11 protein-coding genes and 1 tRNA gene are annotated in these 12,366 nt (G+C 39.1%); 1 reads left to right on the top strand and 11 read right to left on the bottom strand.

All coding sequences use genetic code 11. The features are described from left to right. Window positions 1-194 precede the first annotated feature (194 nt). From HT669_RS04665 to pbp2a, 6 genes are all read right to left on the bottom strand, one after another. A tRNA-Glu gene (locus HT669_RS04665) sits at window positions 195-266 on the bottom strand. 92 nt (window positions 267-358) lie between these two features. After that, window positions 359-838 carry a transcriptional regulator gene (locus HT669_RS04660; protein ID WP_023936990.1) on the bottom strand — a complete coding sequence of 160 codons (480 nt, stop codon included), beginning with the start codon at window positions 836-838 and terminating at the stop codon, window positions 359-361. A gap of 120 nt (window positions 839-958) precedes the next feature. Then, window positions 959-1,495 (bottom strand): transcription termination/antitermination protein NusG, encoded by a 537-nt coding sequence (nusG, locus tag HT669_RS04655; RefSeq protein WP_000376740.1) that lies wholly within the window; start codon window positions 1,493-1,495, stop codon window positions 959-961. A 50-nt stretch (window positions 1,496-1,545) separates the two neighbouring features. Beyond that, on the bottom strand, window positions 1,546-1,722 hold the full coding sequence (gene secE, locus HT669_RS04650) for a preprotein translocase subunit SecE (RefSeq protein WP_001210991.1): 177 nt from the start codon (window positions 1,720-1,722) through the stop codon (window positions 1,546-1,548). Window positions 1,723-1,731: 9 nt separating this feature from the next. Then, window positions 1,732-1,884: a 50S ribosomal protein L33 gene (gene rpmG, locus HT669_RS04645; protein WP_014017356.1), complete on the bottom strand. Its 153-nt coding sequence runs from the start codon at window positions 1,882-1,884 to the stop codon at window positions 1,732-1,734. A gap of 52 nt (window positions 1,885-1,936) precedes the next feature. After that, complete coding sequence (gene pbp2a, locus HT669_RS04640; protein WP_101514724.1) at window positions 1,937-4,132, bottom strand: penicillin-binding protein PBP2A; 2,196 nt, start codon at window positions 4,130-4,132, stop codon at window positions 1,937-1,939. Between the two features lie 86 nt (window positions 4,133-4,218). Here pbp2a and HT669_RS04635 point away from each other — a divergent pair, with 86 nt between their 5' ends. After that, window positions 4,219-5,094, top strand: coding sequence for an RluA family pseudouridine synthase (locus tag HT669_RS04635; RefSeq protein WP_101514723.1), 876 nt, complete (start codon window positions 4,219-4,221; stop codon window positions 5,092-5,094). 68 nt (window positions 5,095-5,162) lie between these two features. Here the strand turns inward: HT669_RS04635 and gap are convergent, their stop codons facing one another. The 5 genes from gap to adhE all read right to left on the bottom strand — a co-directional run bounded on the left by gap (window position 5,163) and on the right by adhE (window position 12,299). After that, complete coding sequence (gap, locus tag HT669_RS04630) at window positions 5,163-6,170, bottom strand: type I glyceraldehyde-3-phosphate dehydrogenase (protein WP_000260684.1); 1,008 nt, start codon at window positions 6,168-6,170, stop codon at window positions 5,163-5,165. Window positions 6,171-6,346: 176 nt separating this feature from the next. Then, window positions 6,347-7,648 carry an ABC transporter permease gene (locus HT669_RS04625; RefSeq protein ID WP_007284918.1) on the bottom strand — a complete coding sequence of 434 codons (1,302 nt, stop codon included), beginning with the start codon at window positions 7,646-7,648 and terminating at the stop codon, window positions 6,347-6,349. Then, window positions 7,617-8,300 (bottom strand): ABC transporter ATP-binding protein, encoded by a 684-nt coding sequence (locus tag HT669_RS04620; RefSeq protein ID WP_007284917.1) that lies wholly within the window; start codon window positions 8,298-8,300, stop codon window positions 7,617-7,619. The genes HT669_RS04625 and HT669_RS04620 overlap by 32 nt, the downstream gene beginning before the upstream one ends. A gap of 304 nt (window positions 8,301-8,604) precedes the next feature. After that, a complete protein-coding gene (locus tag HT669_RS04615) occupies window positions 8,605-9,525 on the bottom strand; it encodes an XRE family transcriptional regulator (protein WP_001033774.1) in 921 nt (306 codons plus the stop codon). A gap of 122 nt (window positions 9,526-9,647) precedes the next feature. Then, the gene (gene adhE, locus HT669_RS04610) at window positions 9,648-12,299 is read right to left on the bottom strand and encodes a bifunctional acetaldehyde-CoA/alcohol dehydrogenase (RefSeq protein ID WP_172922079.1); all 2,652 of its coding nucleotides are present in this window, start codon (window positions 12,297-12,299) and stop codon (window positions 9,648-9,650) included. Window positions 12,300-12,366 lie beyond the last annotated feature (67 nt).

Genomic DNA, 12,366 nt, shown 5'->3' with positions numbered 1-12,366 from the left:
CATTGTTCAGTACTACAACTTATGTTGTAGCGCCCTGCACATTGGTTCGTCTTGTTCAGTTTTCAAAGGTCTTTGTCACTCGCTTCTCTCAAGCGACAACTATATTAGTATATCACAATCACTTTCGCTTGTCAACACTTTTTTGAAACTTTTTTAATCTTTTTTTCATCAAGTGTTACAACCGCAACATACTATAGTCCGTACGGGATTCGAACCCGTGTTACCGCCGTGAAAAGGCGGTGTCTTAACCCCTTGACCAACGGACCAGAGTGGTTATTTTCAACTCTTACTATTATACAGGCTTTTCTAACTTTGTCAACACCTTTTTAAAATTTTTTTTACTTTTTTGCATGACTTCCTAATGGGTACGGATGTCAAACTCTTTAAACACAATACGTAAATCTCTTAACACTCTTTGACGCCCTCGGAAGCGTTCATCTCTTAAGATGCGTTCTAATTCTTCTTGTTGCTCTTTAGTTTGTTTATTTCTATAATTTCTTAGTGTTTCATGAAAGAGATAATAATCGTCTAGCCAGAGTCCTCCATCACTTATACGATGACTGATTTCACCCACTTCTTCATAAGGTTCTTTATCATATCTTCGTTTGTGGCTTTCTTGTTTACGGATATGGTCTAAAATTCGATTACGGAATTTAGTTTTGAAGTATTTACGTAAACGAGGAATATCTTCTACTAGTCCTTCTTCTCTACTAATCAATTCATGTAAGCAAATCATTCCCTCTTGATCCCAGTCCGATAGCTCCCATAAATGAAGGTAATATTCATTTCTACACTTATATATAATTCCCTGGACTTCTTCATACAATTCTTTAATCATTCTTTTCCCCTTTCTGTGTACAGTCTAACAGATTCAGAAACACTTTTGGCACATTTCATCCATTCTGTTCTCTACACCGTCTCAACTGCACAAAAAAGAGAGGTCTTGCCTCTCTTTGGGTTATAATTCTGCGATTTGGTTTAGGTTTACTTCTGCAACTGTGTCATTACCAAACATAGAGATAATCATCTTCACTTTGTTATTATCAATTTCTGTAATCTTACCAGTGTAGTCTGCAAAAGCACCATCAATAATACGTACAGTTTGACCAACTTCAACATCGATATCAAACTCTTGTACAGTTTGTCCCATAGAAACCAAGATATCACGAATTTCTTGTTCCAATAATGGAGTTGGTTTTGATCTATTTCCGTGAGATCCGACGAATCCTGTAACATTTGGTGTGTTTCGAACAACAAACCAAGCTTCATCTGTCATGACCATTTCTACAAGAACATAACCTGGAAAGCGATTTTCTTCTACTTCTTTTCTCTTTCCATTTTTTTCAACTTGCACTGTTTGCGTTGGAATTTCAACGCGTAAAATATTATCCAACATATTGTAGGTTTGTGCACGTTGTAATAAATTTTCTTTTACCTTATTTTCATAACCAGAATAAGTTTGTAAAACAAACCACCCTTTATCAAAACTATCCATGATATTTCCTTTCATAAATAGAAGATTTTTAGTGTACTTTCACTACTCTTCTAAAAAATGTTAATAAATCGAATCAAACCTGAAACAATCAACTGGTCAAAAATGTAAATAATTACTACAAAGAAAGCTGTGTATTCCATGATAGAACGAAAATCTCTCCAGCTTTCCTTGCGAGTTGGCCATGTTGTGTCTTTAAGAAGTCTAAAAATATCTCCAATAAAACGCATCGCTCTCTCCTATCTCGTTTCTCTGTGTGTAGTGTACTTGCCACAATGCTTACAAAATTTATTTACTTCTAGTCGTGTAGGCTTGGGGGTTCCACTAATCTTGATTGAATAGTTTCTCGAACCACAAACCGCACAAGCTAGGCTTGCTTTTTTTAGTGCCATAACGCCTCCATCTTATCTATTATAACAAGAAAGCTAGGCTTTGACAAGCATCTTAGCGAAATAGATTGACTACCGAATCCCATATTGTTTGAGCCTTTTCCTTAATCTTCGCATCCGAGATAGCCCGACTAGCCTCATCTACTAGACTTTGCGCACGTCCTCGAATATCAGACAAATTATCATCTGTCTGGCTATTATCATTGGTTTGTACTTGTTTTTTTGTGTTAGCTGGTGCAATTCCGTTTTTCTTATATGCATTTTCAACTGTAAAGGTACTTCCTGGTGTATAATGTAAAATGGTATTTGCAATATTTCTAAAGACATGAGCAGCACCATTTGATGTAGAACCCGCTAGATAGTGATTTTCATCAGTGGTTGGAAAACCAAGCCAATGACTAATCACCACATCCGGAGTATAACCAATTACCCACTGGTCACTTGTGTACTCCGGATTGAAAACTGCTTCAGTTGTACCAGTTTTCCCTGCCATGACATAGTCTGCAGGTGATGAACTAATACCTGTTCCGTTTGTAAATGTACCCAACATCATACTAGTCATCTTGTCAGCTACAGCTTTATCAATCACTCGTTTTTGTGAATGTTTATGGCTCGCAATGACCTGACCACTAGCATTTTCAATTCTACTAATAAAATGAGCTTCCGGCATTAAACCTTCATTAGCAAAGGCAGCATATGCTTGAGCCATTTGCAGAGGGTTGGTTTCAACACCGCTTCCCAAGGCGACACCAAGAACACGGTCTACCTTTTCCATGTTGAGTCCAAATTTTTCGCCTGCCTCAAAAGCCTTATCAAGGCCCAAATCATTAACAGTAGCAACAGCAGGTAGATTAAGCGATTCTGCCAAGGCTTGATACATAGGAACTTCTCGACTCGTTTTGATTCCTGCATAGTTATCAACCTTATAGCTGTTATACTGCATGGTATGGTTATCCAAGAGCTTGTTCAAAGCCCAACCTGCTTCAACTGCTGGCGTATAAACAACTAAAGGCTTAATTGTAGAACCAGGGCTACGTTTTGATTGAGTTGCATAGTTGAAATTCCGGAATCCAGTTTTATCATTGTCAGCAACTTGACCGACAACTCCACGAACTCCTCCTGTTTTCGGTTCAAGAGCTACACTTCCTGATTGTGCAAATGTTCCATCCTCTGCTCTCGGAAATAGCGATGTATTTTCATAGACAACCTGCATATTTGCTTGGTAGTTTTGATCCAGCTCTGTGTAAATGCGGTAGCCATTATTGACGATTTCTTCCTCTGTTAGATTATACTTGGAAACAGCTTCATTAACCACCGCATCAAAGTAAGAAGAATAGCGGTAATCTGAGATTTTTCCTTCATACCTATCGTGCAATTGAGAATTCATATCAACTTCTGCAGCTTCGGTTTCTTGGTTTTTATCAATATATCCTGCTGCAACCATATTTTGCAAGACAGTATCGCGACGATTGGTTGAATCTTCTACGGAATTCAAAGGATTATACAATTCCGGTCCCTTCAGCATCCCTGCCAGAGTCGCAGCTTGATCCAGACTCACTTCTGATGCAGAAACTCCAAAGTATTTCTTACTCGCATCTTCTACACCCCACACACCATTTCCAAAATAGGCATTGTTAAGGTACATGGTTAGGATCTGATCCTTGCTATATTTTTTAGTCAATTCTAAAGCCAAGAAAAATTCTTTCGCTTTTCTCTCAACAGTTTGATCCTGCGACAGATAGGCATTTTTAGCCAGCTGTTGGGTAATAGTAGAGCCACCACCTGAACGACCAGCAGTGACAATAGCCAAGAAGAAACGGCCATAGTTAATCCCGTCATTTTTATAGAAAGAACGGTCTTCTGTCGCAATAACAGCATTCTGCAAGTTTTTACTGATGTCAGTCAATTCAACATAGGTTCCTTTTTGACCAGATAAGGCACCAGCCTCTTTTTCTTCACGGTCAAAAATGATAGTCCGAGTTTTCAAGGCGTTTTGCAAATCATTGACATTGGTTGACTTGGCTACAGCAAACAAATAGGTTCCAACTAGCAAGCCTGCACTCAAACCTAGTATAAGGACAATCTTTGTTAGATGATAACGACGCCAGAATTTTCGAATTGGACCCACTTGGGCCAATTTTTTTCTATCACTGCGAGAACGACGTAAGCTAGTAGAATCAGAATCTTCTAGTTCACTTGTTTCTTTTTTAAAAAGAGAAAGAAATTTCTCGAATAATTTATCTAATTTCATGCGTTTATTTTATCATCTTCATCATAGGAAGACAAGAATTTAGCTATTTCCTATCCAAATAGGGCTTTTTTTGTTACAATATCTGTATGAAATTCACATTTACATTACCAGACTCTCTACCTCAAATGACGGTTAAGCAATTACTGGAGGAACAACTCCTTATCCCTAGAAAAATCCGTCATTTTTTGAGAGTCAAGAAACATATTTTGATAAACCAAGAAGAAGTCCACTGGAACGAAATCGTAAATCCTGGAGATATTTGCCAGTTAGCTTTTGACGAGGAAGATTATCCCGAAAAAGAAATTCCTTGGGGCAACCCAAACCTCGTTCAGGAAGTTTATCAAGACCAACACTTAGTTATTGTAAACAAACCAGAGGGGATGAAAACGCATGGTAATCAGCCAAACGAAATCGCCCTTCTTAACCATGTCAGTGCCTATGTTGGCCAAACCTGCTATGTCGTTCATCGTCTGGACATGGAAACCAGTGGCTTGGTTCTCTTTGCCAAAAATCCTTTTATCCTACCCATTCTCAACCGCTTATTGGAGAAAAAAGAGATTTCTAGGGAATATTGGGCGCTTGTTGACGGAAATATCAACAGCAAAGAACTTGTTTTCAAAGACAAAATTGGGCGTGATCGCCATGACCGCAGAAAACGAATAGTTGATACAAAAAATGGGCAATATGCTGAAACGCATGTAAGCAGATTAAAGCAATTCCCAAACAAAACGACCCTTGTCCGTTGTAAACTAAAGACAGGGCGAACCCATCAGATTCGTGTGCACCTTTCGCATCATAACTTCCCTATTTTGGGCGACCCTCTCTATAACATCAATTCAAAGACGAGTCGGCTTATGCTCCACGCCTTCCGACTGTCCTTTACCCATCCGCTTACTCTAGAGAAATTAAGCTTCACTGTCCTATCAGATACTTTTGAAACAGAATTAAAAAAGAATGGATGATTGTGTCATCCATTTTTAAATATTTGAAAAGCAAGACCAAGAGGCCTTGCTTTTTATCGACTCAAGAATTATTTAGCAATTTTTGCGAAGTATTCAAGAGTACGAACAAGTTGTGCAGTGTATGACATTTCGTTGTCGTACCATGATACAACTTTAACCAATTGTTTACCGTCAACGTCAAGGACTTTAGTTTGAGTTGCGTCAAACAATGAACCGTAAGACATACCTATGATATCTGAAGATACGATTGGATCTTCTGTGTAGCCGTATGATTCGTTTGAAGCTGCTTTCATAGCTGCATTCACTTCATCAACAGTAACGTTCTTTTCAAGAACAGCTACCAATTCAGTAACTGATCCAGTTGGAGTTGGAACGCGTTGTGCAGATCCGTCAAGTTTACCGTTCAATTCTGGAATTACAAGACCAATAGCTTTAGCAGCACCAGTTGAGTTAGGAACGATGTTTGCAGCACCAGCGCGAGCACGGCGAAGGTCACCACCACGGTGTGGTCCGTCAAGGATCATTTGGTCACCAGTGTAAGCGTGGATAGTAGTCATCAATCCTTCAACAACACCAAAGTTGTCTTGAAGAGCTTTAGCCATTGGAGCCAAGCAGTTTGTAGTACATGAAGCACCTGAGATAACTGTTTCAGTACCGTCAAGAACGTCGTGGTTAGTGTTGAATACAACTGTTTTAACGTCGTTTCCACCAGGAGCAGTGATAACAACTTTTTTAGCTCCACCTTTAAGGTGTTTTTCAGCTGCTTCTTTCTTAGCAAAGAAACCAGTAGCTTCAAGAACGATTTCTACACCGTCAGTAGCCCAGTCGATTTGTTCTGGATCACGTTCAGCAGAAACTTTAACGAATTTACCGTTAACTTCGAATCCACCTTCTTTAACTTCAACAGTACCGTCGAAACGACCTTGAGTTGTGTCGTATTTCAACAAGTGTGCAAGCATAACTGGATCTGTAAGGTCGTTGATGCGTGTAACTTCAACACCTTCTACGTTTTGGATACGACGGAAAGCAAGACGACCGATACGTCCGAAACCGTTAATACCAACTTTAACTACCATTAGTGATTTCCTCCTTATGAAAATCATGAAATTTTTATTGTGAAAAGAGTAACTTGAATCACTACAAATCACCTTTCAACAAACCTATTATATAACTATTTGAGTTGAATTGCAAGTATGGGCATTGTTTTTCTATGTTTGTTTCTTTTTAAGGCTATAAATCAAGAACTTCCTTACTATTCATATCGTAGCGATTCTACAGGATCCATTTTACTAATTTTACGCGCTGGGAAGTAGGCTGAGACATAACCAAGTAATAGAGCGAAAGCTAGAGTTCCTAAAACAGATAAAAGATTTAATTCAAAAACCTTCGTGATGGATGGGTAAAAGTGATTTACAACCGCATTCGCCAAACTTCCCACCCCTTGTGCAACCAAAAATGCCAGCAGCAAGGCGATTCCTACAATCCAGATAGCCTCGTAAATAAAAATTCCTTTGACATCACGATTTTGATAACCAACTGCCTTCATGACACCTATTTCCTTAGAACGTTGCATGATATTGATGTAAATAATGATACCAATCATGACCGCTGCTACCACAATAGCTTGTGATGAAAGTACAATCAACAATCCCTGAATGACACGAATAAAAGTAATCACAATATCAAGAACCTTCTGTTGAGAAAGAACAGTATACTTCTTGTTTTTCTGCAATTCTTCTGTTATCGCTTTTGTTTGTGATGGATCTTTGAGTTCCAAGATAAAATAAGATACAGCTTTTGTAAATCCAGCCTCTTTCAAAATCGTTTCCATTTGATGAGACGGCATGAAACTGTTGCTGTCCTCCAAGTCATCTTCATCATTGATTACACGTACAATCTTTGTTTGAAATTGAGCAGTCTTGCTAGCTTCAGCATCATTTTCTACAATGCTGGCTGAGACTGATTTGCCAATAATATCACTAGCTGTCAGATTTTTTCCTGTCTGTTCATTCCAATTTTTTAGTAAACTGCTTGGAATCGTCAATCCCTGTTCATTTGAATCCGTATAGAGGGAACCGGCTAATACTTTGTCCGCCTCATTACTACTAACAGAAATACTTGTATCCTCATATAGACTCACTACTTGAGCATAAGAAGGCATCGTTTGACTCAGATCCATTTCTTGACCATCTATAGTCATATTTGACATGATCATCCCAAAAGGACTCTCCAAATATTTAATAGCTTCTTTGCCAACTGTATCCGTGATATAGTTCTTATCATCTTGGTTCAAAAAGCCTCGTCCAACATTTTTTGTGTTTAAAGCAATCTGAACTTGAGAAGGGATTTGACCTCCATTCGTATTTTCATCAATCATCGAAATCAATGCATTTCCCAAGCCGAAAGAAATTAAGACTCCTACAAAACCGATTGAGGTTGCTAGCGCAATCAATAGATTACGCCACTTTCTTTCCATAAAGTTATTTAAAGAAAGTTTGAATTTGTTTTTCAATGATAATCCTTTATTTTTTGACTTCTTCAACGATTTCACCATCCTTCATTTTGATAATCACATCTGCATACTCGGCAACCTCTGGATTATGGGTTACGATCAATACTGTTTTCCCTGTTTGGGCTAAATTTTTAAATACCTCCAATACCATTTCTTGAGATTGAGAATCCAGCGAACCCGTTGGCTCATCTGCTACAATCATATCTGGCTGATTTACCAGTGCACGCGCGATTGCTACACGTTGCTTTTGCCCACCAGAAAGTTGTTTAACATTTTTAGCTACAAAAGGCTCCATGCCCAAGTTACTTAATTGCTCCTTTGCAACCATTGTCATCTCCCTGTCAGATAAATCTTTGACATAGAGAGGTAGCTTGACATTGTCCAAAACAGACTGATGAGGAATGAGGTTAAAGTTTTGAAACACAAATCCAATCTTATCTTTACGAAATTGAGTTAGTTCAATCTCTGATAAGTCACGGAGGGATTCCCCTTTAAACTCTAAATCTCCTTCATATTGTCTATCTAAACCGCTGATGATATTGAGTAGACTGGTTTTGCCACAGCCTGATGGACCGTAAATCGCTGTAATTTTACCTTTTGCAATCTGCAGGTTAACATTTCTTAGAGCCTGCTCTTGATGTTTACCGTCCAAAGTGTAAAACTTTGAAATATTTTTAATGGATAAAATGGACATTCTTTCCCCCTTGTTTAAAACTGTTATCGTCATACATCACACTTATAGAAAATCCTTCAAGTTGATTGACCCTATAGGCCTACTACTTAGAATTTTCTCTCTATTGCCTCGTTTGCTTCTGGATGTATATCAAGTAATACTCTTCGAAAATCTCTTCAAACCACGTCAACGTCGCCTTGCCGTACTCAAGTACAGCCTGCGGCTAGTTTCCTAGTTTGCTCTTTGATTTTCATTGAGTATAAAATTCATTGTAACAAAAAAGCGGCATTTCCTCAATGACAGAAATGTCACTCCTATAAACTCTTTAACGATATCTTTCTAGATCCTCGCTCCATTCCTTATCTAAACTAACGATTAACTTCTCATTGCCAAACATCCTCGCCATCATTTTTGCTTCTTCATACTTTTGTTTGGCTGTATCATAATCCGTCTGAATATAATATTTCCACTCCACCATCAAGACAATCGGTTGTTTTTGAAAATCTCGTGTTTTTTGCCCTATTTTATTTAAGGTCTCGACTGCCCTCTTAAAATAAGGAAGCAACCCCATAATCTCTATACAAGTTAAAGAAGCTAACAAGGAGTCTCTAAGTAAGTCCAAACAATCGAACTCTATCTTATCAACCTGAGAACTTAGTTTGTCATGAAAACAAAGAATGGTTTCATGCTCAGATTCTTTTATCTCACCCATATTTAAACCATCCATTAACTGACAGTTGAAATACAGTCTCAGTTTCAACAAGTCCTCGGCTTTATATACATCTCTGGATAGCAAGTCTTGAAGACTGTCCTCAATCACACTGCTTCCATATAAGGAATTACTAGTCATTCTCACTGCATCTATAGCTTGAAGACAATCCACTAGCACTTTCTCATCACGTGGCAAATCATCATAAAAATTCTCAAAAATCTCATCGAAATATTCTTCCTTTTGTTCCTGCAACTCCTTGTCTCCATAGTCAGGATGATGTAAAAGAAAGTACTTTAATTCTTGGTAGCGTTTAGGCAATTCCTTATAATCTGGCATCAAGACGTAGGACGGAATTTCTAATCTATCTGCAATATATTCTAGGGTTTTTATCGTCGGGCGAAATTCTCCTTTTTCAATCCGCACCAACTGACGCACTGATAATTCAGACTCATCTCCGCAAAAAACTGGACGACTAAGGCCTTTCTCCTCTCTTAAAAGTCGCACTTTATCCCCTAACTCATTTATCTTGTTCATTTGCCCCTCGCATGATTATTAAAGATTTGATTTTCAAATAAATATATGCGATGATTATACCATTTTTCAAATAGAATTACAAAAAAGAGACAGGATAACTCCTGCCTCTAAACTGATAACAATTATTTACGGCGTCCTGGTCTTTCTTTGTAGCCATAATATGCATCTGCCATAATTTCTTCCATGTCAGCTACCATTGGCAAGCGTGGGTTAGCAGGAGAACATTGGTCTTCATAAGCAAGCAAAGCAATTTCATGCAAGCTGTCTTTCCAAGCTTTTTCATCAATTCCTTGATCCTGGAAGTTCATCTTGATACCTACTGCAACACCAAGTTCGTAAACAGCTTTAGCGTATGCCTCAACTGCTTCTTCTGGAGTTGAGTGAGGCAAGCCAAGCATTTTCGCGATGTCTTGGAATTTCTCATCAGCTTTCCAGTAGTTGTATTTAGGCCATGTAGTAGTCTTAGCTGGACGAGTTCCGTTGTAACGGATAACGTACGGAAGCAAGATAGCATTTGTACGTCCGTGAACAGTGTGATGAACACCACCAATCTTATGGGCCATTGAGTGGCTCATTCCAAGGAAGGCATTGGCGAAGGCCATACCAGCCATTGTAGACGCATTGTGCATTTTCTCACGAGCTTCTGGGTCAGCTGTCTTAACAGATTTTTCCAACCATTCAAAGACAAGTTTGATTGTTTGAAGCGCAATACCGTCTGTATAGTCGTTAGCAAAGTTTGAAGTGTAGGCTTCAGTCGCGTGTGTCAAGACATCCATACCTGTATCAGCAGCGATAAAGTCTGGAACTGATTCAACCAAAGCAGGGTCAACAATGGCAATAGTCGGTGTCAATGAGTAGTCAGCCAATGGGTATTTGCGGTTGTTTTTCTTATCAGAGATAACGGCAAATGGTGTTACTTCTGAACCAGTACCTGAAGTTGTTGGGATACCGATGTACTTCGCTTTCTTACCAAGTGATGGGAAGCGGAAGGCGCGTTTACGGATATCCATGAATTTTTGAACCAAGTCACGGAAGTCGATTTCTGGTTGTTCGTAGAAGAGCCACATTACTTTGGCTGCATCCATTGGTGAACCACCACCAAGAGCAATGATTGTGTCTGGTTCAAATGCTTTCATCACCTCAGCACCACGTTCTACAGTTGTGATGTCTGGATCTGGTTCAACATCTGAGAAGACTTGGATAGTTACACGGTTGCTACGTGCGTTCAATTGATCGATAACACGTTGAACGAAACCGAGTTTTTCGATAGATTTGTCTGTAACAATCAGAACGCGTTCAATATCTTCACATGTTTGAAGGTATTGGATAGAATTGCGTTCGAAGTAAATTTTTGAAGGAACTTTAAACCACTGCATATTATTTCTCCGTCTTCCGACTTTTTTGATATTCAAGAGGTTAATGGCACTAACGTTATCCCCAACTGAGTTGCGTCCGTAAGAACCACATCCAAGTGTCAATGATGGCAAGAAGGCATTGTAAACGTCCCCGATACCACCGAAAGTAGAAGGTGAGTTACAGATAACACGAATAGCTTTAACAGCTTTACCAAATTCTTTAGTCAATTCTTCGTCAGCTGTATGGATGGCTGCCGAGTGACCAAGACCGTTAAATTCAACCATTTGACGAGCCTTAGTAATACCATCTTCACGGCTTTCAGATTTCAAAACTGCGATAACTGGTGACAATTTTTCACGAGTCAATGGCTCGTTTTCACCAACTTCTTTACATTCTGCAGCAAGAATGTTTGTTCCTTCTGGAACTGTAAATCCTGCTTGTTCTGCAATCCAAGTTGCTGGTTTACCAACGATGTCAGCGTTCAATTTTGCACCAGCACAGTTTTTGCTGTTTGCTTTCACGCCGAAACAGAATTCTTCAAGAAGAGCTTTTTCTTTTTTGTTTACAAAGTAAGTGTGGTAAGATTTGAACTCTGCTACAAATTCATCGTAAATTTCTTTATCAATGATAACCGCTTGTTCAGATGCACAGACCATACCATTATCAAATGATTTAGACATGACGATATCGTGTGCTGCTTGACGAATGTTTGCTGATTTTTCAACATAAGCTGGAACGTTTCCGGCACCTACCCCAAGAGCTGGTTTACCACATGAGTAAGCCGCCTTAACCATGGCATTACCACCTGTTGCAAGGATTGTCGCAACACCTTCGTGGTTCATAAGGGCACTTGTTGCTTCCATAGATGGTTGAGTAATCCATTGCACACAGTTTTCAGGAGCACCAGCTGCGATAGCTGCATCACGAACGATTTGAGCTGCGTGAGCTGATGACTCTTGAGCTGATGGGTGGAAGGCAAAGACGATTGGATTACGTGTTTTCAAAGCAATCAATGATTTGAAAATAGCTGTTGAAGTTGGGTTGGTTGTTGGAGTAATACCACAAACAACACCAACTGGTTCAGCAATAAGAGTCAATCCTGTTACATCGTCTTCTTCGATAACGCCAACTGTCTTAGTGTGGCGCATGTTGTTTACTACGTGTTCACAGGCAAACAAGTTCTTAGTTGCTTTATCTTCAAATACACCACGTCCTGTTTCTTCAAAGGCATGTAAAGCCAATTCTCCGTGGGCATCCAAAGCTGCTACTGATGCTTTGGCAACGATGTAGTCAACTTGCTCTTGATCCAATTTACGCATTTCTTCAAGGGCAACTAGAGCTTTTTGAACCAACTCATCTACGTGTTTTTCAGCAACGAGTTTCTTTTCCTCTGGTGTCACAGTTTTTTTATCAGCCATATTTTCCTCCATAGCTTTCAAGGATCGATATCCTTTGTTAATTTTTTCACAAGTTTATTATAACGCA

It is taken from the genome of Streptococcus sp. 2100 (assembly GCF_013276335.1).
GTDB classification, from domain to species: Bacteria; Bacillota; Bacilli; order Lactobacillales; family Streptococcaceae; genus Streptococcus; species Streptococcus pseudopneumoniae.
This window is presented reverse-complemented; position numbering and strand designations above follow the sequence as displayed.

Excerpts from the sequence above, each read along its gene's own strand:
- HT669_RS04660 (WP_023936990.1), bottom strand. The coding sequence starts at position 838 with ATGATTAAAGAATTGTATGAAGAAGTCCAGGGAATTATATATAAGTGT.
- nusG (WP_000376740.1), bottom strand. The coding sequence starts at position 1,495 with ATGGATAGTTTTGATAAAGGGTGGTTTGTTTTACAAACTTATTCTGGT.
- secE (WP_001210991.1), bottom strand. The coding sequence starts at position 1,722 with ATGCGTTTTATTGGAGATATTTTTAGACTTCTTAAAGACACAACATGG.
- rpmG (WP_014017356.1), bottom strand. The coding sequence starts at position 1,884 with ATGGCACTAAAAAAAGCAAGCCTAGCTTGTGCGGTTTGTGGTTCGAGA.
- pbp2a (WP_101514724.1), bottom strand. The coding sequence starts at position 4,132 with ATGAAATTAGATAAATTATTCGAGAAATTTCTTTCTCTTTTTAAAAAA.
- HT669_RS04635 (WP_101514723.1), top strand. The coding sequence starts at position 4,219 with ATGAAATTCACATTTACATTACCAGACTCTCTACCTCAAATGACGGTT.
- gap (WP_000260684.1), bottom strand. The coding sequence starts at position 6,170 with ATGGTAGTTAAAGTTGGTATTAACGGTTTCGGACGTATCGGTCGTCTT.
- HT669_RS04625 (WP_007284918.1), bottom strand. The coding sequence starts at position 7,648 with ATGGTGAAATCGTTGAAGAAGTCAAAAAATAAAGGATTATCATTGAAA.
- HT669_RS04620 (WP_007284917.1), bottom strand. The coding sequence starts at position 8,300 with ATGTCCATTTTATCCATTAAAAATATTTCAAAGTTTTACACTTTGGAC.
- HT669_RS04615 (WP_001033774.1), bottom strand. The coding sequence starts at position 9,525 with ATGAACAAGATAAATGAGTTAGGGGATAAAGTGCGACTTTTAAGAGAG.
- adhE (WP_172922079.1), bottom strand. The coding sequence starts at position 12,299 with ATGGCTGATAAAAAAACTGTGACACCAGAGGAAAAGAAACTCGTTGCT.